This window comes from Xanthomonas sp. NCPPB 3218, from assembly GCF_056725185.1.
This window is the reverse complement of record NZ_CM161516.1, coordinates 2,325,475-2,347,732: the sequence shown is the minus strand read 5'-3', so window position 1 is coordinate 2,347,732 and position 22,258 is coordinate 2,325,475. Positions and strand designations below refer to the sequence as shown.

The 22,258-nt window shown below is 65.5% G+C and carries 19 protein-coding genes; 14 read left to right on the top strand and 5 right to left on the bottom strand.

Features of this window, described 5'->3' with window-relative positions; translation table 11 throughout:
- The first annotated feature begins 16 nt into the window (after positions 1-16).
- The gene (locus AC1PLS_RS10305) at positions 17-1,294 is read left to right on the top strand and encodes a methyl-accepting chemotaxis protein (protein WP_180968744.1); all 1,278 of its coding nucleotides are present in this window, start codon (positions 17-19) and stop codon (positions 1,292-1,294) included.
- Between the two features lie 84 nt (positions 1,295-1,378).
- Positions 1,379-1,663, top strand: coding sequence for a hypothetical protein (locus AC1PLS_RS10300; RefSeq protein ID WP_047128680.1), 285 nt, complete (start codon positions 1,379-1,381; stop codon positions 1,661-1,663).
- An 892-nt stretch (positions 1,664-2,555) separates the two neighbouring features.
- Here the strand turns inward: AC1PLS_RS10300 and AC1PLS_RS10295 are convergent.
- The gene (locus tag AC1PLS_RS10295; protein ID WP_179465880.1) at positions 2,556-5,342 is read right to left on the bottom strand and encodes a sensor domain-containing protein; all 2,787 of its coding nucleotides are present in this window, start codon (positions 5,340-5,342) and stop codon (positions 2,556-2,558) included.
- Positions 5,343-5,462: 120 nt separating this feature from the next.
- On the opposite strand from AC1PLS_RS10295, the gene AC1PLS_RS10290 reads away from it, so the two are divergent.
- Both AC1PLS_RS10290 and AC1PLS_RS10285 read left to right on the top strand, forming a co-directional pair.
- Positions 5,463-7,595 (top strand): sensor histidine kinase, encoded by a 2,133-nt coding sequence (locus AC1PLS_RS10290; protein WP_081008513.1) that lies wholly within the window; start codon positions 5,463-5,465, stop codon positions 7,593-7,595.
- A 3-nt stretch (positions 7,596-7,598) separates the two neighbouring features.
- A complete protein-coding gene (locus AC1PLS_RS10285; RefSeq protein WP_016901733.1) occupies positions 7,599-9,320 on the top strand; it encodes an EAL domain-containing protein in 1,722 nt (573 codons plus the stop codon).
- A 145-nt stretch (positions 9,321-9,465) separates the two neighbouring features.
- Here AC1PLS_RS10285 and AC1PLS_RS10280 read toward each other — a convergent pair whose 3' ends face one another.
- The 4 genes from AC1PLS_RS10280 to flgA all read right to left on the bottom strand — a co-directional run bounded on the left by AC1PLS_RS10280 (position 9,466) and on the right by flgA (position 12,215).
- Positions 9,466-10,692 (bottom strand): ATP-binding protein, encoded by a 1,227-nt coding sequence (locus AC1PLS_RS10280; protein WP_039527359.1) that lies wholly within the window; start codon positions 10,690-10,692, stop codon positions 9,466-9,468.
- A 152-nt stretch (positions 10,693-10,844) separates the two neighbouring features.
- Positions 10,845-11,177, bottom strand: coding sequence for a hypothetical protein (locus tag AC1PLS_RS10275; protein ID WP_024939614.1), 333 nt, complete (start codon positions 11,175-11,177; stop codon positions 10,845-10,847).
- 15 nt (positions 11,178-11,192) lie between these two features.
- Entirely contained in the window at positions 11,193-11,504 is a 312-nt protein-coding gene (gene flgM, locus AC1PLS_RS10270; protein WP_016901729.1) for a flagellar biosynthesis anti-sigma factor FlgM, read from the bottom strand.
- A gap of 66 nt (positions 11,505-11,570) precedes the next feature.
- Positions 11,571-12,215 carry a flagellar basal body P-ring formation chaperone FlgA gene (flgA, locus tag AC1PLS_RS10265; RefSeq protein ID WP_039521510.1) on the bottom strand — a complete coding sequence of 215 codons (645 nt, stop codon included), beginning with the start codon at positions 12,213-12,215 and terminating at the stop codon, positions 11,571-11,573.
- A 364-nt stretch (positions 12,216-12,579) separates the two neighbouring features.
- Between flgA and AC1PLS_RS10260 the strand changes: the two genes are divergently transcribed.
- The 10 genes from AC1PLS_RS10260 to flgJ all read left to right on the top strand — a co-directional run bounded on the left by AC1PLS_RS10260 (position 12,580) and on the right by flgJ (position 22,258).
- On the top strand, positions 12,580-13,524 hold the full coding sequence (locus AC1PLS_RS10260; protein ID WP_016901727.1) for a chemotaxis protein CheV: 945 nt from the start codon (positions 12,580-12,582) through the stop codon (positions 13,522-13,524).
- A gap of 349 nt (positions 13,525-13,873) precedes the next feature.
- Positions 13,874-14,275, top strand: a complete 402-nt coding sequence (gene flgB, locus AC1PLS_RS10255; protein ID WP_024939612.1) for a flagellar basal body rod protein FlgB — start codon at positions 13,874-13,876, stop codon at positions 14,273-14,275.
- A 3-nt stretch (positions 14,276-14,278) separates the two neighbouring features.
- On the top strand, positions 14,279-14,686 hold the full coding sequence (flgC, locus tag AC1PLS_RS10250) for a flagellar basal body rod protein FlgC (RefSeq protein ID WP_005914451.1): 408 nt from the start codon (positions 14,279-14,281) through the stop codon (positions 14,684-14,686).
- A 37-nt stretch (positions 14,687-14,723) separates the two neighbouring features.
- Positions 14,724-15,395, top strand: a complete 672-nt coding sequence (locus AC1PLS_RS10245; protein WP_016901725.1) for a flagellar hook assembly protein FlgD — start codon at positions 14,724-14,726, stop codon at positions 15,393-15,395.
- Positions 15,396-15,426: 31 nt separating this feature from the next.
- On the top strand, positions 15,427-16,650 hold the full coding sequence (gene flgE, locus AC1PLS_RS10240) for a flagellar hook protein FlgE (protein WP_016901724.1): 1,224 nt from the start codon (positions 15,427-15,429) through the stop codon (positions 16,648-16,650).
- Positions 16,651-16,794: 144 nt separating this feature from the next.
- Positions 16,795-17,550, top strand: a complete 756-nt coding sequence (gene flgF / locus AC1PLS_RS10235; RefSeq protein WP_005921307.1) for a flagellar basal-body rod protein FlgF — start codon at positions 16,795-16,797, stop codon at positions 17,548-17,550.
- An 882-nt stretch (positions 17,551-18,432) separates the two neighbouring features.
- A complete protein-coding gene (flgG, locus tag AC1PLS_RS10230; RefSeq protein WP_016901723.1) occupies positions 18,433-19,218 on the top strand; it encodes a flagellar basal-body rod protein FlgG in 786 nt (261 codons plus the stop codon).
- Positions 19,219-19,256: 38 nt separating this feature from the next.
- A complete protein-coding gene (gene flgH / locus AC1PLS_RS10225) occupies positions 19,257-19,949 on the top strand; it encodes a flagellar basal body L-ring protein FlgH (RefSeq protein WP_016901722.1) in 693 nt (230 codons plus the stop codon).
- Between the two features lie 10 nt (positions 19,950-19,959).
- Entirely contained in the window at positions 19,960-21,078 is a 1,119-nt protein-coding gene (locus AC1PLS_RS10220; protein ID WP_039521506.1) for a flagellar basal body P-ring protein FlgI, read from the top strand.
- A 1-nt stretch (position 21,079) separates the two neighbouring features.
- On the top strand, positions 21,080-22,258 hold the full coding sequence (gene flgJ / locus AC1PLS_RS10215) for a flagellar assembly peptidoglycan hydrolase FlgJ (protein WP_102252098.1): 1,179 nt from the start codon (positions 21,080-21,082) through the stop codon (positions 22,256-22,258).

The window sequence follows — 22,258 nt, the reverse complement described above, 5'->3', positions numbered from 1 at the left end:
CGCGTGTCAACGAAGCTTGAACGGGCGAGACGATGTGGCGATCGTCGCTAAAGACAAAGGGGGTACGGCCGATACAGCAACCGTGACTCTGCCGAGAACGCCCATGTATTCACGTCCACTTATCCGTCTGGCCGCCCCTTTGGCCCTGACCTTGCTGTTTCCCTTCGCTGTCGGATTCGACTGGCCCGCTTCGGTGCGCTGGGCGATCCTGGCGACCATGACGCTCAGCTGGCTCGGTTTCGCTGCCTGGGTGACCTACTCCCAGTTCCGGCGTCATCCGGACCAGACCCGCATCCTGCGCGAGCAGGACCAACTGCTCAACGAACTGCGTACGTTCGTCAGCAACGAAGTCGACGGTTCACGCTCGGAAGTCGAGCGTGCCCGCGAACTGATCCGCCAGGCCGTGTCCGGTCTTGGTGGCAGCTTCGAAGCGATGAACCGCAAGTCGCGCCAGCAAAGCCAGGCATTGGCCCGTATCGTCGACCGTGCCGGTGACGACGGCAGCGCCGGTGTCGACGTCGCCCGCTTCGCCCAGCACGCCAGCTCCCGCATGGAGCAACTGGTGGAAGCGCTGGAACAGGTGAGCGGCCAGAGTACCAACACCGTGCATCACATCGATGAGATGGCGCAGCACCTGGATGGCATCTTCGCGTTGCTGGAAGACGTCAAGTCGATCGCTGACCAGACCAACCTGCTGGCATTGAACGCCGCCATCGAAGCAGCCCGTGCCGGTGAAGCCGGTCGCGGCTTCGCGGTGGTCGCCGACGAGGTGCGCAATCTGTCCGAGCGTTCCACTACCTTCAACGAACAGATCCGCAAGCTGGCACACAGCTCCAAGGAATCGATCGCCAAGGTGCGTGAAACGGTCTCGCAGCTGGCCTCGCGTCACATGGATCGCTCCCGCGAAGCCCGCCACGAATCGGCGGCGATGCTGGAGAACGTCGCGCAGATCAATGCCTCGCTGGGCGACGGCATGCGCGAAATCTCCGAATGCGCGCGCTCCATCGACGGTAGCGTGGCCGAAGCGGTGCGTGCCCTGCAGTTCGAGGACATCGCCACGCAGACGCTGAGCGGTATCCATACCCACCTCGATCGCCTCACCGCGATCAACCGTGAAGCGGTGGCGCTGCAGGAACTGCTGCATCGCAATGGCGGCGTGTACGACAGCGATCTGGTCGCCGCGCTGGCCAAGGTGTCCAACCGCCTGCGCGACATGCGTGTGGAATGGGAACGCCCGCCGCACAAGCCGGTGGCGCAGCAAGGCATGGGCGCCGGTACGGTCGAGCTGTTCTAAGACCGATGCCACGCACTGTCTGATTTCCGACATTCCCCGGCCTTCCGGGGATTTGTCGTTCCGCAACAACCTGGTATTCCGCTGATGACGCTCCTCGCCCCGCCCACCGATGCACCCACGGCCGTGCTGGAATCAGCCGCGCTGGCGGCTGCACACGCCCAGCGCATTGCGCAAAGCGACGCTGCCCGGCCCGCGCTGCGCAGCGTACGCATGCCGGCCGCGCTGGAACGGCTGGAGCGTGCCGCGCGTGCGGAAGTGCAGGCAATGCAGCACCCGCGCCGCAGCTGCAGCGAAGAAGAACTGCTGTTCGCGACCGTGGCCTGGGATCTGGGCCTGGATGGCGCCGCTGTGGACGTATCCGGACGCTGACGTTTCTGTGCGACAGCGGGGCGTGCCTCGGCAGGCGCCCCGCTGGCTGTATCCACTGCCCGACCCTTGGCGCTTGTGCATCAGGCCATGCCACCCGGCGTGGCGCCGAACAGGCAATGCCGTGCGATTGCAGCACCAGGGTGAGGTCTCCCCTGCCCGTCTGCTCGACGACTTCCACGACACCATGTCGGGTGTAGAGCGCCTAGCTCTGTAGCTTGGCAGCAGGGCCCTTGCCTGCCCACCGTTGCGGGACACGCCGTGAATCCGTCCCTCGATGCTCTACTGCGGCATCCATGCCGCACAAGGTCCCGCGATGATGAGCGGGCTGCGCCGGCACGACGCTACTTCTGCTCAGAATCGCGGCGTGTACCTTTTCGGTCGTCTGGCGGGTGATGGATCAGGTGTAGAGCACCCAGCTTGCAGGTGGCTGCAGGGCCCTTGTCCGCCCACCATCGCGGGACACGCCGCAAGTACGTCCTTGTAGGCTCTTACGCGGCATCCATGCCGCGTAAGGTCCCGCGACGGTAGGCGGGCAAGGACCTGTCGAGATAGTCGGTGTGCGTGGTTGCAAGCAGAGCATGAGGTGCATTGTTCGGATCACCTTGCGTCCGAAAATCTTCCTCACGCAAGCCGAATAACAGGCAGGCTTTCGACAGGCAGGCTATGGACTTCTCAAAGTCTCAAGGCCTTGCAATATGTGTGTTTTTGTCTGGCCACCGACCAACTCTCTGGTGCGGTGCTCCTGCCGGTTGCTGGAACCCGAGGAGCCTCCAGGGATGGATTCACGGCGTGTCCCGCAAGTGGCGAGGGCATCGCGCCCTCGACTCGCTGAGCTTTCGAGCGGCGCATTTCAATAGGCGGCGGGCGACGCCTGGCGCTGTGACAGCTTGCGTCAGTTGGCGAGGACCAGGCGTGCGCCTAGGCGCATGCCGGCTTCGGCTTCACGCAGCCACTGCGCCATGTCGCGCGGCGACAGCGGCCGCGAGTAGAAGTAGCCCTGGATTTCGTCGCAGCCCTGCTGGCGCAGCAATGCGTCTTCCTGCACCGTTTCCACGCCTTCGGCGACTACCTGCATGCCCAGCGCGTGGCCCAGATGCACGATGGCCTGGGTCACTTCGGCGGTGTTGGCGTCGTCGAGCATGCCTTGCACGAAGCTGCGGTCGATCTTCAGACGCTGCACCGGGAAGCGGTTGAGGTAATGCAGGTTGGAGAAACCGGTGCCGAAGTCGTCCACCGCCAACAGCACACCATTCTGTTCGAACAGCTCGAAGCAGCGGCGCAGCGAGTCGGAATCGCGGATCAAGGCCGATTCGGTCAATTCCAGTTCCAGGCGCGATGGCGACCAGCCGTTGTCACGGCAGATTTCCAGTACGCGCTCGGCAAAGCCGCGCTCGCGCAACTGCACCGCAGAGACGTTGACCGCGATGCGGCTGAAATTGAGCCCGGCGCGGTCCCAGACCACGGCCTGACGGCAGGCCTCGCCGATCACCCATTCGCCCAGGCGCACGATCTCGCCACACTCCTCGGCAATCGGAATGAACTCGACCGGGCTGCACTGGCCATGGCCGGGACGATTCCAGCGCATCAGCGCTTCGATCGCCGGCGAGGATTCGCCCACCGTATTGACCAGCGGCTGATAGACCAGGGTGAATTCTTCGCGTTCCAGCGCACCTTGCAGCGCGTGTTCCAGCTCCAGGCGGCGCTGGGCACGCATCAGCACGTCCTGGCTGTAGTAATGGAAGGTGTTGCGGCCCGATTCCTTGGCTGCATACATCGCCGCATCGGCTGCGCGCAGCAGGCTGTCGAAATCCGAGAGGCCCTCGCCCTGCAGCGCGATGCCAATACTCGCGCCCAGCTTGAGGGTGACGTGATCCTTGCGCAGCGGTTCGCCCAGCGCGCTGATCAGCTTGCGCGCCACGTGGCCGGCGTCTTCCGGTTCGGAGAGATCGCGCAGCAGCACGATGAATTCGTCGTCGCTGAAGCGGCCGAACAGGTCGCTGTTGCGCAGATGCTGGTGCAGGCGTGCGGAGGCCAGCTTGAGCAGATTGTCGCCGGTGGCGTGACCGAAGGAATCGTTGATGCTCTTGAAGCCATCCAGATCGATCAGCAGCATCGCCAGTACCTGGCCGCGCTCGTGCGCTTCGCGGATCGCGTTCTCTGCCTGCTCGCGCAGCAGGAAGCGGTTCGGCAGACCGGTCAGGCGATCGTAGTGGGCCAGCAGCTCGATGCGCTCGTTGGCTTCGCGTTCGCGGGTGACGTCGCGGAACAAGGCGACGAACCGCGGCGGCAGGCCTTCGCGACGATCCAGCTCGATCAGCACCTGTACCCAGATCCGCTGGCCGGAGTTGCGGTAGAAACACAGCTCCAGCTGTTCGGGCAGGCCGCCGTCGGAGATACGCAGCAGCGCCGCCTCGAAGGCGTCGCGCGAATCCTGCGTGTACAGCGACAGCGCCTGCTCCAGGGTGATGTTTTCCTTGCGCAGGCCATGGATGCGGTAGCACTCCTCGGTCCACTGCATGCGCCGGGTGTCGACCTCGATCTCGCAGCCGCCGATCTTGCCCAGCGCAGACACGCGGTTGAGCAGCTCGGTGCGCCAGCGAATCAATGCATCGGTCTGGCGCTGCTCGGTGACGTTCTGCAGTTGGCCGAGCAGACGCACCATGCCGCCATTGCCGTCGAACACCGGCTGTGCCCAGACCCGCAGGTGATGCGGATTGACGCCGGCAAGCCCGTTGATCTCCAGCTCGAAATGCACCGGCAGGCCTTCGTGCTTGATCTTGCGCCAGGCACTGCGCAGATGCGCGACCGACGGCCGGCCCAGCAGGCGCAGGATGTCGCGAATGCCCTGCAGGCGCTGCTGGGTCATGCCGAGCTGTTGCAGGAAATCCGGCGACACCCACAGCGTGTCCTTGAGCGTGTCCCAGCTCCAGCTGCCCATGCTGGCGATGCGCTGGGCCTCTTCGAGCTGGGCCTGCTGCTCGCGCAGCTGCTGCTCGAGCAACTTGTGGTGGTGCACATCGGTATGCGTGCCGACCATGCGCAACGGGCGGCCGTCGGCGGTTCGCGACACCACGCGGCCGCGATCCAGGATCCAGCGCCACTGGCCGTCGTGCTGACGCAGGCGGAATTCGGCGGTATAGGTATCGGTGCGGCCGTCCAGGTGCGCCTGCACGGCCGCACTGACCAGCGCGTGGTCGTCGGGATGGATCAGCCCGGACAACGCGGTGAGATTGTTCGGCAGCGGCTGTTCGGAATATCCGAGCATGCGGGTCCAGCGCTCGGAGCGGTAGACCACATCGGCTGGAATGTCCCAGTCCCACAGTCCGTGATCGGCGCTGTCCAGGCCAATTTCCCAGCGGCTGGTACCGTCGGCGCCCATCGGCTCGGGAATGCTCAGGGTGAAGGCCATGACCTGGCCGTGTTCGTCGCTGACCGCGCGCAGCCAGCCCTCCAGACGCCCGCCACCGGTACCCGGCAGCACGCAGGCGGTCATGCCGCCGCTGTTGGCCACCTGGGCCCGACTGCTTTCCAGGACTTCGGCATAGGCGCCAAGGGTGGCCGGCAATCCCAACGATTGCGCAACGCGGTTGGCCGCCAGAGGCTGACCATGCGCATCCAACAACACCACCGCCGAGGTCAGCGGGTGCTGCAGCATGCTTGCAATGACGCCTGAGTCCACTCTGGAACACTCCGAAGAATCGACCCCGGCCTTCGGAGTCGCAATGGATAACGGCCGTTTCCCCAATTAGTTGAGGCGCGTGTTTCGGGCTCGACCGAACCGGGACGAGTTGCGGCTAAGATGGTTGCATCGCCAGCACCAAAGGTCGTCCGCGGACCCATGCCTCATCCTGTCGCCGCGCCCGCGTTTTCGTCCGCTCCCGTGTCCCGTCTTCGCCTCGCCGAGCGCCTGCAACAAGGTCTGTGGACCCTGACCGGGCTGTATTTGCTGGTCGGGGTGATCTGGCTGCTGCTGGGCAACCGGCTGCTGCACCTGGCCGGCGCCGCCATGCCGGAGCGCTGGTCGGACGCCAGCTTCCTGCTGGTGTCGAGCGTGGTGATCCACCTGGTGCTGCGCCGTTTCGTGGCGCTGATCGTGGAAGAGCACGCGCAACTGGCGCAATCGGAGGCGGTGCTGCAGGCCAAGTTCCTGGCCCTGCCCAGCCCGGCGCTGATCTACGACCTGGCCACGCTGCGCATCCTGGATGCCAACCCGGCAGCGCTGGAATTCTTCGGCTGGGAGCGCGACGAATTCCTGCAGCAGACGCTGCAGGCGATCTGGCCCAACGCCGACGGCGCGCGCCTGGAGGAAATCATCGCCCAGATCCGCGCCAAGGGCGACGCCACCTGCACCCTGCACGAGGATCTGCTGACCCGCAGCGGCCCGCGCCATGTCGAGATCCGCAGCAACCAGTTGCATCTGGCCAGCGGCCCTGCCCGTCTGGTGGTCACCGTGGACCGCAGCGAGGAACGCCAGGCACAGCATCTGCGCGACGAGGCGCTGCAGCGGCTGGAAGAAGCGCAGAGTATCGCGCGGCTGGGTTCCTGGCAGCTGGATCGCGCAACCGGACTGGGGCGCTATTCGCCGGCGGTGTACCGCCTGCTCGGCCGCAGCGTGCCGATGCATCGGCGCGAGCATCGGCTGGAAGAACTGCTGACCGCCTCGGACACCGCCACCCAGGCGCGGATCGAACGCATGATCGAGGACATGTGCACCGGTGGCGACGTGCAGATCGATGTGCTGCTGCCGCTGACCGGCGGCGATTCGCAGCCGCGCACCGTGCATCTGCGCGCCGAAAGCGTCACCAACCCGAACGGCGCCCGGCATATCCATGGCACGCTGCAGGACGTCAGCGAGCGCGAGCAGTCGCGCCGCTTGCTGCGCGAGCGCGAGGAGCAGTTCCGCGAGCTGGTCAGGGTGCTGCCCGATGGCGTGCTGATCCTGGCCGATGAGCACGTGATGTATGCCAATGCCGCCGGTTCTGTGCAGTTCGGTTTCCAGGGCGAAACCATCCTGGGCGAGCCGCTGCAGACGCTGGTCGGCGACAGCGACCTGCCGGTGGTGCGCGAGTACCTGCGCGCGGGCAGCGATCGCAACGAGCCGGTGTCCAGCGCACGGGCGATGCGCCGTCGCGATGGCAGCACCTTCTATGCCGGCCTGTCGGCCGGCGATATCCGCTATGGCGGACGCAGCTGCAAATTGCTGGTGGTACGCGACCTGAGCGAACCCGAGCGCATGCGCGATGCGCTGGCCGAGAGCAATGCCGAGTTGCAGGCGATGGCCAAGCGCCTGTTCTCGCTGCAGGAGGACGAACGCCGCGCGATCTCGCGCGATCTGCACGACGACATCGGCCAGGCGATCACCGCGATGAAGCTGTCCGCGCATGCGGCGCTGGACGAGCCGGATCCTGACGCGCGCCGCGAAGACCTGCTGGAAGTGGTGTCGCTGGCCGACAGCACCGTGACCAAGCTGCGTAACCTGTCGATGCTGTTGCGTCCACCGCAGCTGGATGCGCTGGGCCTGGAAGCGGCCCTGCGCTGGCAGGCCTCGATGCTGTTTCGTGCATCGCCGGTGCGGCTGGAGCTGGATATCCAGGCACTGGACGTGCGCCCGGGCAACGAGATCGAGCAGGCGTGCTTCCGGATTGCGCAGGAAAGCCTGACCAATGCGTTGCGCCACGCCTGCGCCGGCGAAGTGCACATGCGGCTGTACTCGATCGACAGCGAGAGCTTCCGCCTGGAAGTCAGCGACGACGGCGATGGCTTCGAGCCGGAAGGCCCGCGTGGGCTCGGGCTGATCGTGATGCGTGAGCGTGCGCAAACCGTCGGCGGTGCGCTCGCGATAGAATCAGCACCCGGAGCAGGCACGCGCGTGACGTTGCGCCTGCCCTATCACCCGGTCGGCGAGTCCGTCCACGACGATGGTGGACGTTAAGTCATGTGGAGCCCCGTAATCCCGCCCGGACTGGAAATCGTCAAACCCACCCGCCTGGGCGCGGGCAATCCCGAACTGCTGCATCTGGTGGACGCTGCCGCATCCGGCGGCCCGCCGTTGATGGTGTTCCACATCGATATCGATCACTTCGCCTCGATCAACGAGAACATGAGTGCCGAAGTCGGTGATCAGGCGCTGACGCTGGTGGCGCGCCGGCTGCAGGATTTTCTCGGCACGCGCGGCAAGTTGTGGCGTCATGGCAGCGATGAAATGGTGGTGGTGGCGGTGCGTCGCGAAGACACCCCGCTGCCGGAGGATTTTGCCGAAGAGATCCGCCAGCAGCTGGAACTGCCGCTGTCGGTGCTGCCGTACACCTTGTTCATGACCGGCAAGGTCGGCATCAGCCTGTGCCCGGAACACTCGACCTCGCTGTCGATCCTGCTCGACTACGCCGAAGAAGCCAGCTACCAGGCCGCACGCGAAGGCGGCAATACGGTGCGGCTGTACACGCGCAACTCGACCACCAATGCACATAGCGAAAGCATCATTGCGCGGCAGATCGTCGATGCGATCCCGCATGGCGAACTGCGGCTGCGCTACCAGCCGCTGGTGAGCGCACGCGACGGCCGCATCGTCGGCATGGAAGCGCTGCTGCGCTGGCAGTCGCCCACGCTGGGCATGCTGGTGCCGGAGCGCTTCATGCGTACCGCCGAGCGCCTGGGGGTGATCGTGCAGATCGGCGAATGGGTGCTGCAGAACGCGGTGCGCCAGGCGCGGCTGTGGCGCGACCAGGGCTTCGACGATTTCAGCATCGCGGTCAACGTCTCCACGCTGCAGCTGTTGCGCCCGGGCTTCTTCAACGAAGTGATGGCGATGCTGCAGACCGCCGGCGTGCCGGCGCAGTTCGTCACGCTGGAGATCAACGAAAGCGCGTTGACCAACAACGTCAACTTCGTCCACGAGACGATGGCCAACCTGCGCAACGAAGGCATCAGCCTGAGCCTGGACAACTTCGGTACCGGCGATTCCAGCCTGAGCGCGCTGGTGCGCTATCCGGTGGACCGGCTGAAGATCGATCGCAGCTTCATCAAGAGCGCGCCGGCCGGCAGCCGCGAGGCGGCGATTGCGCGCGCGATCATCGCGATGGGCCACCAGCTCGGCATGACGGTGATCGCCAACGGCGTGGAGTCGCAAGCGCAACTGGGCTTTTTGCGGCGCAACGATTGCGACATCTTCCAGGGCTACCTGTTCGGCGAACCAATGTCGGCCGAGTCGGCCGGCATGGCGCTACGCCGCCGCTACCTGCGCCCGGAATCGTTCGCCGAAAGCCGCCCCGACCGCACGCTGCTGCTGCTGGACGACGAAGAAAACGTGCTGCGCTCGCTGGTGCGCCTGTTCCGCCGCGATGGCTACCGCATCCTGGCCGCGGGCAACGTGCGCGACGCCTTCGACCTGCTCGCCACCAACGACGTGCAGGTGATCCTGTCGGACCAGCGCATGAGCGACATGAGCGGCACCGAGTTCCTGGGCCGGGTCAAGATGCTCTACCCCGACACCGTGCGCCTGGTGCTGTCCGGCTACACCGACCTGGCCACGGTCACCGAAGCGATCAACCGCGGCGCGATCTACCGCTTCCTGACCAAGCCCTGGAACGACGACGAGCTGCGCGAGCACATTCGTCAGGCATTTCGCACGCATGATGAGCTGCGTAACGGCCGGGAGTAGGGATTGGGGATTGGTAAAAGCAAAAGCCAACAGCGATATTCCTGAGCCGCAATCGGAGATTCGCTGAGCAAGGCAGACGGCAAGAGCGCGGCAAAACCGCTCTTGCCAATCCCTAATCCCGACTCCCCAATCCCAGCGCGAAGCGCTACCGCGGCTGCCGCACCGGTAGCACGATCCGGAAACTGGCGCCCTGGCCCGGGACGCTTTCGACGTCGATGCGGCCGTGGTGCTTGTTGATGATGCCGTAGGAGATCGACAGGCCCAGGCCGGTGCCGCTGCCGACCGGCTTGGTGGTGAAGAACGGGTCGAAGATGCGTTGCAGCAGGTCCGGGGCGATGCCCGCGCCGCTGTCCTGGAACTGGATCCAGACATTCTCGGTCTCGTCACGGCCGGTGGTGACGGTGATCGTGCCGCGCTCGACAATCGCCTGGCCGGCGTTGAGCAGCATGTTCATATAGACCTGGTTGAGCTCGGACGGCAGGCATTCCACCAACGGCAGCTCGGCGTAATTGCGCTCCAGCGTGACCTTGTACTTGAGCTCGTTCCAGATGATGTTGATCGTGGATTCGAGACCGGCATGCAGGTCGACCATCTTCCACGACTCGGAACGGTCCGAGTACGAGAAGTCCTTGAGGTCGCGCACGATGCGGGTGACCCGCTCGATGCCTTCGCGCGATTCGGCCATCAACTGCGGCAGGTCGCGGCTGATGAAGTCGATGTCGGCACGGTTGCGGATCTCGTCGATCTCCGGAATCAGCGCCTTCGGATCCGGCGCCTGCAGTGCGCGCTCATAGGCTTCGATCAGCGTGAACAGGCTGCGCAGGTATTCCTGCAGGCTGCCAAGATTGGAGTGCACGTAACCGATCGGATTGTTGATTTCATGCGCCACGCCGGCGGCCAGCTGGCCGATGGAGGCCATCTTCTCCGACTGCAGCAGCTTGTCCTGCGCGCCGTTCAAACGCAGATAGGCCTGCCGCAGTTCGGCATGGCGCTGCTGCAGCTCGCGCTCGTAGTCCTGCTGGCCTTCGATGTTGTGGAACAGCGCCAGGAAGTGCCCGACGCCCTGCTCCTCGTTGTAGTACAGATGCGCGATGACCACGCGATCGGCCACCGGCAGGCTGCCGGTCCAGCTGCCCTTGCTGCGCGCCTGATTCAACGCATCCGACGGCAGCACCTGCGAGATCCGTTCGCCGAGATTGCGGTCGTCGGCAGGATCTTCCTTGCACAGGCTCTGGCGGGCGATGGCGTTGGCCAGGATCAGCTGTCCGTCGGCGCGGAACAGCAGCACGCCCTCGAGCATCTGGTCGCCGAAGGCGCGCAGCATGGTCGAGGACGGTAACAGGGTTTGATTGAGAAAAAACTTGGCAGTCACGGGACAGGGCGGCGTAGAGGACACTTCAATATACGCCGAACCGCCCAGGCCTCGTATTGCGCGGGGCCACGCTCTTGCACGCCGGGCAGCTCAAAGCTGCGCCGCAAACACCTGGTCCAGCCTGCGCGTGCGCTCGGGCACGCTGCGGTGCTTCAGGCCACTGCCAACGAACGACCGCCGCGCAGCACGCTCGATTGGCCCTTGGCGTCGTAGGAGGGCGCACTCTCGGTGCGGCCCAGATGACGCAGTGCCCAGTTCACCTCGCGGCGCCGGCGTGCCAGCAGCGCGCCATTGGCGCGATTGGCTTCGGCCAGTTCGCGCAGCCGCTCTTCCTCGCCCTGGGGCATTGCCGCTTCCAGCGCGCGCAGTGCCGACAGCTTGTCCTGCGTATGGCGCATCAACCCATCGATGTCGTTCTCGAGTAATGCCTGGCGTTCGCCGGCCAGCGCATCGCTGAGACGTTGCAGGAACTCGTTCACGTTCATCCTTTGGGTCGGGGATTAGCCCGCCAGTTGCTGATTCAGATCCATCATGCGGCTGGCGATGGCATCCGGGTTGATGGAGTAGCTGCCGTTCTGCAACGCATCCTTCACTGCCTGGACGCGACCGGTGTCGATCGCCGAGGACTGCGACAGCGTGCGCTGCAGGTTCTGCAGGTTGGTCGCCTCACCGGTCAGCTTGACGCTGTCGGTCGGCGGCAATGCGGCGATCGGGGACGCGCGATCTTCACCGGCCGAGGCGATCTTGCTGCTCGTGGCCGCGGTACGAAGGGTTGCAGCGGTCGGTAGATTGCCTTCGATTTTCTGGCTCATGTCGGGAACTCCTCTACAGGTCGTAGGGGATAACGGCATGCCAAAAAAAAACTTTATAGCGATTTTCTATCTGGACACCACAACGGTCCCGCTCGCTTCGACGATCCCCTGCACCACCCGGCGCGAAGAGGAATTTTCCACCGAAACCCGCTCGTTCTCGCCGGCATCGGACAGCGCGCGCCCGCTCATGCGCACCTCCAGCCCGCCATTGCGCGCCACCAGCGGCACGGTATCGCCGCGCCGGACCAGCCGCTGGGTGACCAGATCGTTGGCCGACAGCAGCGAGCCGGCCGGCAGGATGCGCCGGGCAGTCTTGCCCACCGCCGCCACCGGATCGGCCAGCACCGCACCGACGATGCGCGCGGCATCGCGCTTCTCGATACTGATATCGGCCAGCGAAATGACTTCTCCAGCACTGATGCCCCGGCGCAGCACCAGCACATCCTGGTTGCGGCGCACCTTCAGCGGCACGAACAGGCGCCAGCCGGCCGGCTGCGGGCAGGCCACTTCCACCGTATTGGTGCCGGTCGGCTGCGCCTGCAGCGCGATCGGGCAGGCCGGCATGCGCAAGCCCGGATCGAGCGTGGCCTCGGCCTCGGCATCCGGGCCAACGGTGGCCAGCGCCGCAGCGCGGATGGAATCGACGGACTGATAGCTCTGGGCCCAGGCCGGAGCGGCAGCTAACAAGATGACAAGCAGGAGCAGGCGCATGGGACCAGATCCGGAGGGAGACGGAACAGGCAGTGCAAGAGGCGTGCCTGTTTTTTGCCGGGATTGGGGAGTTGGGATTGGGGATTTGTAAAAGCGGCTTGGCGGGTGATTCATTTGGCCGGTGCCAAGGCCCTTTGAGCCAGCGCGTCTATCCGACCAACTGTCTCCGAAGTCTTCAGGGCTGCAGAAGCAGTAACGGCCTGACCAACGCGCTCATTCACGCCTTTGAGCCAATCCCCAATCCCAAATCACCAGATCCCGGCGCTTGAGCCAATCCCGAATCCCGACTCCCCAATCCCGACAGCGCCCCCACGCCAGGCTAAAACCGCTCAAGTTTTCCGAGGGCGCTGTCGATATCTGCCCCATGACCCACGATCTGCTCAACCGCATCGACCAGCGCACGCGTCTGGCTGGCCACAACCGACTGGCCCTGCTGCTGTTCCGGCTGGGCGGGCGCCAGCTTTTTGGCGTCAACGTGTTCAAGGTGCAGGAGGTGCTGCGCCGCCCGGAGCTGTTCCAGGTGCCCGGCCTGCCGACCGAGTTCGCCGGCGTGGCCGACGTGCGCGGGCGCTCGGTGCCGGTGCTGGACCTGGGCCTGGCGATCGGCCACCCGGAACGCGACGCGCACTCGGAAAACGGCCCCGGCTATCTGGTGGTGGCCGAATTCAACCGCTCGGTCCAGGGCTTTCTGGTCAGCGGCGTGGAGCGCATCGTCAATATTGCGGTGGAAGATATCCACCCGCCGCCGGAACTGGGCGCCGAAGCCACTTATTTGACGGCGGTGACGCGCTTCCAGGGCGAGTTGATCCAGGTCATCGACGTGGAAAGCGTGCTCGCCGACATCGCCAAGGTCAGCAAGGACGTGCAGCTGGATCCCTCGCTGCAGCTGGTCGCCTACGACCGGCAGTTCCAGGTGCTGGTGGTGGACGACTCGCGCGTGGCGCGCCAGCAGATCCGCAGCGTGCTCGACCAGCTCGGCGTCTCGGCGACCTTGTTGTCCGACGGCCGCCAGGCACTGGACCACCTCTTGCAGGTTGCTGCATCAGGCGAGAATCCGGCCGACCGCTATGCGATGGTCATCTCCGACATCGAAATGCCGGCCATGGACGGCTACACGCTGACGACGGAAATCCGGCGCACGCCGGGCCTGCAAGGCCTCTACGTGCTGTTGCACACCTCGCTGTCGGGCGTGTTCAACAACGCCATGGTCGAACAGGTGGGCGCCAATGCCTTCGTGGCCAAGTACAGCGCCCACGAATTGGCCGACTACGTGCTGGCGCGCCTGAAAGTGGTCGCCGAAGCGGCCTGAGCAGGCCAGGCGGCTGCCGGGTCGGAGCCGATGGCAGCGACAAGGCGCTGCGCCGGGCTTCCAAGAGCCCGGCAGCATTGAAGTCGGGGCGGTGTGCGTCAACCCGCTTTTAAAGTGACATCCGCTGACGCCGGACGTTGCCGGACCGCGCCTCGGTTAATGCCGAACCTTCCGGCCTGGCGCGCCTGCGTGAACCAGCTCCGCAACGGACGCAGGTTCACCGCTTCTCCCGAACGGCCAAGCCGCCGTTCGTCGGCAGCTCCGATTGTTCTCCGCATTCCGCGGCCCGCACCACCTCGATTGGCACAAACATTGCTTTCTCCCTGGTAACACTTCGCGGGAGAGCACCGTGTCCAATTCCATCTCGTCCTTTCTAGGCATCCACGGCGATGCTCTGCCGCTACGCGAGCAGCGCATGAAGCTCATTGCCAGCAATCTGAGCAATGTGGATACCCCTGGCTACAAGGCAAAGGATCTGAATTTCGAGGCGGCGCTCAAATCGGCCGAAGGCGTGCGCGACGGCACCCTGCTGCAGACCACCGATGCCAAGCATTACGAGATCGGCAGCAGTGCCGGGCTCAACCCCTTCCAGATCACCCGCGAATCCGACCAGCCCAGCCTGGACGGCAATACCGTCGATCCCGATGCCGAACGTGCTGCCTACGGCCGCGCCGCGCTGGAATACCGCGCCTCGCTGAGCTTCCTCGAATCCAAGGTGCGCTCGATGCTCACCGCGATCACCGGCCAATAAGTCATGAGCAATCTTCCCATCTTCGATGTGGCCGGCTCGGCGCTGCACGCGCAGTCGGTCCGCCTGAGCACCATCGCCTCCAACCTGGCCAATGCCGACTCCGTCGCTGGCTCGGCCGAGGCGACCTACAAGCCGATCGAGCCGATCTTCCAGGCCCAGCAAAGTCGCCAGGACCCCAGCCTGACTTCGGTGAACGTCAAGGAGATCACCACCACCAACGCGCCGCCGATCCGTCGCTACGAACCCGGCCATCCGCTGGCCGATGCCGATGGCTACGTGTTCTCGCCGGACGTGGACCCGGTCTCGCAGATGGTCAACATGATCTCGGCCTCGCGCAACTACCAGGCCGGCGTGGAAATGCTCAACACCGCCAAGGAACTGGCACTCGCCACCCTGACCATGGGTCGCTGACCCTCCTAGCTGACCCTTCCCTTACGGACCCTTTCACATGAGCACGATCGGTAGTGACCTCTACACCAGCCTCGGGCTGACCTCCAGCAGCGCCACAGCGACCAAGAAGAAGGAGGAATCGCTCGGCCAGGCCGACTTCCTCAAGTTGATGACCGAGCAGCTGCAGCACCAGGACCCGCTCAAGCCGATGGAAAACAGCGCGTTCCTGGGCCAGTTGGCGCAGTTCTCCACCGTGCAGGGCATCGGCGACCTCAATACCAAGGTCAGCAGCTTCTCGGCGGCGCAGAGCAGCGATCAGGTGCTCAAGGGCGCCTCGCTGGTCGGGCACAACGTGCTGGTGCCCTCCGCACAGCTCGCCATCGATGCCACCAATTCGGCCAAAGGCGTGGTCGCCGCGACATCGGCCGGCACCGTCAATTTCGAAATCACCGATGCCAACGGCGCCTTCGTCAAACAGCTCAGCGTGCCGGCCAGCGCCGCCGGTGAAGTGTCGTTTGCCTGGGACGGCACCGATGCCAACGGCAACCGCATGGCCGCCGGCAAGTACGGCGTGACCGCCACCCAGACCGACACCGCCGGTTCCAAAAGCAAGTTGTCCACCTATGTCGACGCGCCGGTGGACAGCGTCACGATCGGCTCGGACGGCCTGTATCTCAACCTGACCGGGCTAGGCACTTCCCCGCTCGCCAACGTGCTCCGCGTCAGCTGAGCCGGCAACCGACACTTAAAGGACCTCATCCATGGCTTTCAATACCTCGTTGTCCGGCATCAACGCAGCCAATGCCGATCTGAACGTCACCTCCAACAACATCGCCAACGTCAACACGACCGGTTTCAAGGAATCGCGTGCCGAGTTTGCCGACATGTTCCAGAGCACCAGCTACGGCCTGTCGCGCAACGCGGTGGGTTCGGGCGTGCGCGTCAGCAATGTGGCGCAGCAGTTCTCGCAGGGCAATATCGACCCGACCGGGCGCAGCCTGGACCTGGCGGTCTCCGGCGAAGGCTTCTTCACCGTGACCTCCAACGGCGCCAAGATGTACACCCGCGCCGGCAACTTCCAGACCGATGCCAATGGCTACGTGATCAATCCGCAAGGCGCGCGCCTGCAGGTCTTCGCCCCCAACCCGAGCGGCAACGGCTTCGACGTCGGCCGCCTGTCGGACCTGCAGCTGCTGACCACCGACAGCCCGCCCAAGTCGACCTCCACGGTCAACCTGGCCTTCACCCTGCCCGGCAATGCCACCGCCCCGTCGGTGACCCCGTTCAGCCCGGCCGACGACAAGACCTACAGCCACTCCACCGGCGGCATCAACGTCTACGATTCGCTGGGCGTCAGCCATGTGCAGACCTCCTACTTCGTCAAGACCGCCAACCCGAACGAATGGCAGGTGCACAACTACGTGGACGGTGCCGCGGTCGGCGCGCCCACCACGCTGCAGTTCTCCGATACCGGCGCGTTGACCACCCCGGCCAACGGCATCATCACGATGGACCCGTTCACCCCGAGCACCGGCGCCGGCGTGCTGAACATGCAGCTCAACGTCAGCGGCTCGACCCAGTACGGCGAAGCCTTCGCGCTGCGTGACACCCGCCAGGACGGTTATGCCAGCGGCAAGCTCAACGAGATCAGCATCGATACCAGCGGCGTGGTGTTCGCGCGCTACTCCAACGGCGCCGACAAGCCGCTGGGCCAGGTCGCGCTGAGTACCTTCGTCAACCCGCAGGGCCTGCAGTCGCAGGGCAACAACATGTGGGCCGAAAGCTACACCTCCGGTGCCGCCCGCACCGGCGCGCCGGACACCTCGGACCTGGGCCAGATCGAATCCGGCTCGCTGGAATCGTCCACGGTGGACCTGACCGAGCAGCTGGTGAACATGATCGTGGCCCAGCGCAACTTCCAGGCCAACTCGCAGATGATCTCGACCCAGGATCAGGTCACGCAGACGATCATCAATATTCGTTAACGGCTGGGATGAGTGATTGGGGATTAGGGATTGGCAAGAGCCGGTACTCCGTCAAGCGGATACCGGCCCTACCCCCTCTTCTGCCAGGTCGCAATAGCCCGCGTTTACGAATCCCGAATCCCGACTCCCCAATCCCGGTGCCTCATGGACAAAGCTCTCTACGTTGCGATGACCGGCGCCCGCGCCTCCCTGCAGGCGCAGGGCACCGTGTCGCACAATCTCGCCAACGTCGATACGGTGGGGTTCAAGGCTGCGTTGGCCAATACCGAGGCGTTCAAGATCCAGGGCAAGGGCTATCCGTCGCGGATCGATGCGCTGCATGTGGACCAGGGTTTCGACCGCAGCCAGGGCCACCAGAAGGTCACCGGCAACCCGCTGGACGTGTCGCTGCAGCAGGACCGCTGGCTGGCGGTGCAGTCGCCCGACGGCAGCGAGGCCTACACCCGCAACGGCGAGCTGGCACTCACCGCCAATGGCCAGCTGGTCACCGCCAATGGGCATGCGGTGCTGGATGAGGGCGGCAATCCGATGACGATCCCGCCGCACCAGGCGATGGAGATCGGCAGTGACGGCAGCATCTCGATCATTCCGCAGGGCGAAGGCCCGCAGACCATGGCCATCGTCGGCAAGATGAAGGTGGTCGATGCCCCCGCCGACCGTTTGACGCGGCGCCCGGACGGGCTGATGCGTAACACCAGCACCGACCCGGCGCAGGCGTTTGCGGTGGCCACCGGCAAGACCATCAACAGCGGCATGCTGGAGGGCAGCAACGTGGACGCCGCCGGCGCGCTGGTGGAGATGATCCAGCTGCAGCGGCAGTTCGAAATGCAGGTCAAGATCATCAAGAACGGCGACGACAACGCGCAGTCGGCCAATTCGCTGCTGCGGGTCAGCGGCTAAGCGCCACTGGCGCCCATTGACGCACCGCCGGTTGGCTTGCCGCGCTGCCGAGCACCTGGATGGCGGCCGCCAGGGGACGTGGCTCGGCGAGCGAAGTGGCGTGTCGTTCGACTCTGACTCCTGCGGTCTCGCAGTTGGTTTTTACGCGCTTGACGCTGACTACCGATGGTGTGTCGGTCAGGTGTGTGCGGTTGGCAATGCTGTTGATCTGGGCCTTCGCTGCAGAGCGGCTGGTTTGTGACTTGGCTGCAGGGCCCTTGCCCGCCCACCCTCGCAGGACACGCCGCAAGTACGTCCCTGTAGGCTCTTACGCGGCATCCATGCCGCGTAAGGTCCCGCGACGGTGGGCGGGCAAGGACCTGTCGAGATGGTCGGCATGCATGGTGCAAACAATGCCTGACGTGGGTTGCTTGGATAACGGCGCGTCCAATGATCTTCTCAATGCAAGCCGAGCAATGGACAAGCTTTAAGAAAGCAACCTTCAAACTCTCTGGTGCGGTGGCCTCGCCGATTGCGGGACCGTGTGGCGGCAAGGATGCCGCCACCGAGCCTACATGGACGTACTTGCGGCGTGTCCCGCGGGCGGTGAGGACCCCGCGCGCTCCCAAGAACCCTTCCGCACGCAGCGCCAAGGGTTCACACCTCGCCGAACACATCGCTGACCGGCGACCAATCTGCCGCACCTGGTCTGTCGCGCAGGTTTTCACCGCTTCGGCCTAGCCGCCGCCTGTCCGCCGCCAGCCCTGCCCCGCGCAGGCCGTCGCGCCCGCTGCGCGTGATCCAGTGCACAGCCGGCAAAAATCCGACGCGGGTTTGGCACGGCACGTGCATATACCCACCCGTACCCGGAACACATCCCCGGGTCTAACGAGGAATCGGGTCATGAATCAGGCTTTGTGGGTCGCCAAAACCGGACTGGATGCGCAGCAGACGCGCATGTCGGTCATTTCCAACAACCTGGCCAATACCAATACCACCGGCTTCAAGCGCGATCGTGCGGCGTTCGAAGACCTGTTGTACCAACAGGTGCGTGCGCCGGGCGGTTCCACCTCCGCGCAGACGCAGCTGCCGACCGGCCTGCAGCTGGGTACCGGCGTGCGGGTGGTCTCCACCTTCAAGGGCTTCGACCAGGGCAGCCAGCAGCAGACCGGCCGCGCGCTCGACGTGATGGTCAACGGCCGCGGCTTTTTCGAAGTGCAGATGCCTGACGGCACCTCGGCCTATACCCGCGACGGCACCTTCCAGATCAATGCGCAGGGCGAGCTGGTCACCAACAGCGGCTACCCGCTGCAGCCGGGCATCCAGATCCCCGAAGGCGCGCAGTCGCTGACCATCGGCAACGACGGCACCATCAGCGTGACGCTGGCCGGCCAGGCCGCCGCGCAGGAAATCGGCGCGTTGACGCTGACCGACTTCATCAACCCCTCGGGCCTGCAGTCCAAGGGCGAGAACCTGTTCGTCGAAACCACCGCCTCCGGCCCCGCGCAGAACGGCACCCCCGGCCTCAACGGCCTGGGCAACACCGTGCAGGGCGCGCTGGAAGGCAGCAACGTCAACACGGTGGAAGAACTGGTGAGCATGATCGAAACGCAGCGCGCCTACGAAATGAATGCCAAGGCGATCTCCACCACCGACTCGATGCTCGGTTACTTGAACAACAACGTCTGATCGGCCCGCCGGTCGCTGCCCTCTCAGGAATCCACGCCATGTCCCGCCTGCCTTCTCTCTCCTCCCTGTGCCTCGCCATTGCCTGCAGCGCGCTGCTGGGCGGCTGCGTGGCGGCCGGCGATGTGCGGCCGTTCGCCGAACTGGCGCCGATCGTGCCGGTGGTCGCGCCGGTGGCGCAGCCCACCGCCGGGGCGATCTACGCCGCCGGCCCGAGCCTGAATCTGTACGGCGACCGCCGCGCCCGCGATGTCGGCGATCTGCTGACGGTGAACCTGGTGGAAAGCACCACCGCCTCGTCCACCGCCAATACCAGCATCAGCAAGAAGGACGCGACCACCATGGCCGCGCCGACGCTGCTGGGAGCGCCGCTCACCGTCGGTGGCTTGAACGTGCTGCAGAACTCGTTGAGCGGCGATCGCAGCTTCGACGGCAAGGGCAACACCGCGCAAAGCAACCGCATGCAGGGCAGCGTCACGGTCACCGTGATGCAGCGCCTGCCCAACGGCAATCTGGTGATCCAGGGGCAGAAGAACCTGCGCCTGACCCAGGGCGACGAACTGGTGCAGGTGCAAGGCATCGTGCGCGCCGCCGACATCGCCCCGGACAACACCGTGCCCTCGAGCAAGGTGGCCGACGCCCGCATCGCCTACGGCGGCCGCGGCGCGATCGCGCAGTCCAATGCGATGGGCTGGCTGAGCCGCTTCTTCAATTCCCGTCTGTCGCCCTACTGAGCCTGCGACCATGAATCTGTCTTCCCTGCCCTTCCGTCTGCTGGCTGCCGCTGTGGCGGTCTGCGCGATCGCCGCGCCGGCCTCGGCCGAGCGCATCAAGGATCTTGCCCAGGTCGGCGGCGTGCGCGGCAACGCGCTGGTCGGTTACGGCCTGGTGGTCGGCCTGGACGGCAGCGGCGACCGCACCAGCCAGGCGCCCTTCACCGTGCAGAGCCTGAAGAACCTGCTCGGCGAGCTGGGCGTCAATGTTCCGGCGAACGTCAATCCGCAGCTGAAAAACGTCGCGGCCGTGGCCATCCATGCCGAACTGCCGCCGTTCGCCAAGCCCGGCCAGCCGATCGACATCACCGTGTCCTCGATCGCCAACGCGGTGTCGCTGCGTGGCGGCTCCCTGCTGATGGCACCGCTGAAAGGCGCCGACGGCCAGGTCTATGCGATGGCGCAGGGCAACCTGGTGGTCGGTGGCTTCGGCGCGCAGGGCAAGGACGGCTCGCGGGTGTCGGTCAACATTCCCAGCGTCGGCCGCATTCCCAACGGCGCCACCGTCGAACGCGCATTGCCGGACGTGTTTGCCGGCAGCGGCGAGATCACCCTCAACCTGCACCAGAACGACTTCACCACCGTCTCGCGCATGGTCGCGGCGATCGACAGCAGCTTCGGCGCCGGTACCGCGCGTGCGGTGGACGGGGTGACCGTGGCAGTGCGCTCGCCGACCGATCCCGGCGCGCGTATCGGCCTGCTGTCGCGGCTGGAAAATGTCGAACTGTCTCCGGGCGATGCCCCGGCCAAGGTGGTGGTCAATGCACGCACCGGCACGGTGGTGATCGGCCAGTTGGTGCGGGTGATGCCGGCGGCGATCGCGCATGGTTCGCTCACCGTGACCATCAGCGAGAACACCAACGTCAGCCAGCCGGGCGCCTTCAGTGGCGGCCGCACCGCGGTGACCCCGCAGTCGACGATCACGGCCACCTCCGAAGGCAGCCGCATGTTCAAGTTCGAAGGCGGCACCACGCTCGATCAGATCGTGCGTGCGGTCAACGAAGTGGGCGCCGCTCCCGGCGACCTGGTGGCCATCCTGGAAGCGCTCAAGCAAGCCGGTGCGCTCACGGCGGAGCTGGAGGTGATCTGACATGCGTATCGCAGCCTCGCCCATTGATCTCAACCCGAGCACCAAGGCCGATCCCGCCAAGATCGACAAGGTCTCACGTCAGCTCGAAGGACAGTTCGCGCAGATGCTGGTCAAGAGCATGCGCGATGCAAGCTCTGGCGACCCGATGTTTCCGGGCGAAAACCAGATGTTCCGCGAGATGTACGACCAGCAGATGGCCAAGGCGCTGACCGACGGCAAGGGGCTGGGCCTGTCGGCGATGATCTCCAAGCAGCTGAGCGGCGACACCGGCGGCCCGGCGTTGAATACCTCGCTGAGCACCGCCGATGCCGCCAAGGCCTATTCGCTGGTGGCCGGCAAGCGCGACGCCTCGTTGCCGTTGCCGAGCCGCGATGGCGCGGCGACCGGCGTCGGCGCAAGCACCGGCACTGCTGCAGGCATCGGCGCAGGCGGCCTGGGCGGCATCGGCATGAGCCAGGTGCTGGATCTGATCGCCGGGCGCACCGGCAGCAGCGATGCCGGCAGCGACGATGCGGCCGCGCTGAGCTGGCCCTCGGCCAACGATCGCTGGAGCGATGTGGCGGCCAGCGATGCCGCCGATGCCAACGCCGCGGTCAATGCGAGCGCGGCGAGCAGCGCCGCCGCCAGCCTGGGCGAGCGTACCCCGGAAGGCTTCGTTGCCAAGATCTGGACGCATGCGCAGAAGGCCGCGCGCGAACTGGGCGTGGATCCGCGTGCGCTGGTGGCGCAGGCCGCGCTGGAGACCGGCTGGGGCCGGCGCGGCATCGGCAATGGCGGCGACTCCAACAACCTGTTCGGCATCAAGGCCACCGGCTGGAGCGGCGACAAGGTCACCACCGGCACCCACGAATACGTCAATGGCGTCAAGACCACCGAAACCGCCGATTTCCGTGCCTACGGCTCGGCCGAGGAGAGTTTTGCCGACTACGTGCGGCTGCTGAAGAACAACAGTCGCTACCAGCCCGCGCTGCAGGCCGGCACCGATATCAAGGGTTTTGCACGCGGCTTGCAACAGGCCGGATACGCCACCGATCCGGGCTACGCAGCCAAGATCGCGGCGATCGCCAACGGTCCGACCATCGACCGTGCGGTAGCCGCGATCGGCAACGCGGCGGCCGACCTGTCCAACCGCTATGCCAGCACCGCCGAGCCTGCTGGGCTCGGCACCATCCGTCGTTGA

Bases quoted from the DNA above. Each gene is read 5' to 3' on its own strand.
- AC1PLS_RS10300 (WP_047128680.1), top strand. From the start codon at position 1,379: ATGACGCTCCTCGCCCCGCCCACCGATGCACCCACGGCCGTGCTGGAA.
- flgH (WP_016901722.1), top strand. From the start codon at position 19,257: ATGTCCCGCCTGCCTTCTCTCTCCTCCCTGTGCCTCGCCATTGCCTGC.
- flgM (WP_016901729.1), bottom strand. From the start codon at position 11,504: ATGAGCCAGAAAATCGAAGGCAATCTACCGACCGCTGCAACCCTTCGT.
- AC1PLS_RS10290 (WP_081008513.1), top strand. From the start codon at position 5,463: ATGGTTGCATCGCCAGCACCAAAGGTCGTCCGCGGACCCATGCCTCAT.
- flgE (WP_016901724.1), top strand. From the start codon at position 15,427: ATGGCTTTCAATACCTCGTTGTCCGGCATCAACGCAGCCAATGCCGAT.
- flgJ (WP_102252098.1), top strand. From the start codon at position 21,080: ATGCGTATCGCAGCCTCGCCCATTGATCTCAACCCGAGCACCAAGGCC.
- AC1PLS_RS10260 (WP_016901727.1), top strand. From the start codon at position 12,580: ATGACCCACGATCTGCTCAACCGCATCGACCAGCGCACGCGTCTGGCT.
- flgG (WP_016901723.1), top strand. From the start codon at position 18,433: ATGAATCAGGCTTTGTGGGTCGCCAAAACCGGACTGGATGCGCAGCAG.
- AC1PLS_RS10220 (WP_039521506.1), top strand. From the start codon at position 19,960: ATGAATCTGTCTTCCCTGCCCTTCCGTCTGCTGGCTGCCGCTGTGGCG.
- flgA (WP_039521510.1), bottom strand. From the start codon at position 12,215: ATGCGCCTGCTCCTGCTTGTCATCTTGTTAGCTGCCGCTCCGGCCTGG.
- AC1PLS_RS10275 (WP_024939614.1), bottom strand. From the start codon at position 11,177: ATGAACGTGAACGAGTTCCTGCAACGTCTCAGCGATGCGCTGGCCGGC.
- AC1PLS_RS10285 (WP_016901733.1), top strand. From the start codon at position 7,599: ATGTGGAGCCCCGTAATCCCGCCCGGACTGGAAATCGTCAAACCCACC.
- AC1PLS_RS10245 (WP_016901725.1), top strand. From the start codon at position 14,724: ATGAGCACGATCGGTAGTGACCTCTACACCAGCCTCGGGCTGACCTCC.
- flgF (WP_005921307.1), top strand. From the start codon at position 16,795: ATGGACAAAGCTCTCTACGTTGCGATGACCGGCGCCCGCGCCTCCCTG.
- flgC (WP_005914451.1), top strand. From the start codon at position 14,279: ATGAGCAATCTTCCCATCTTCGATGTGGCCGGCTCGGCGCTGCACGCG.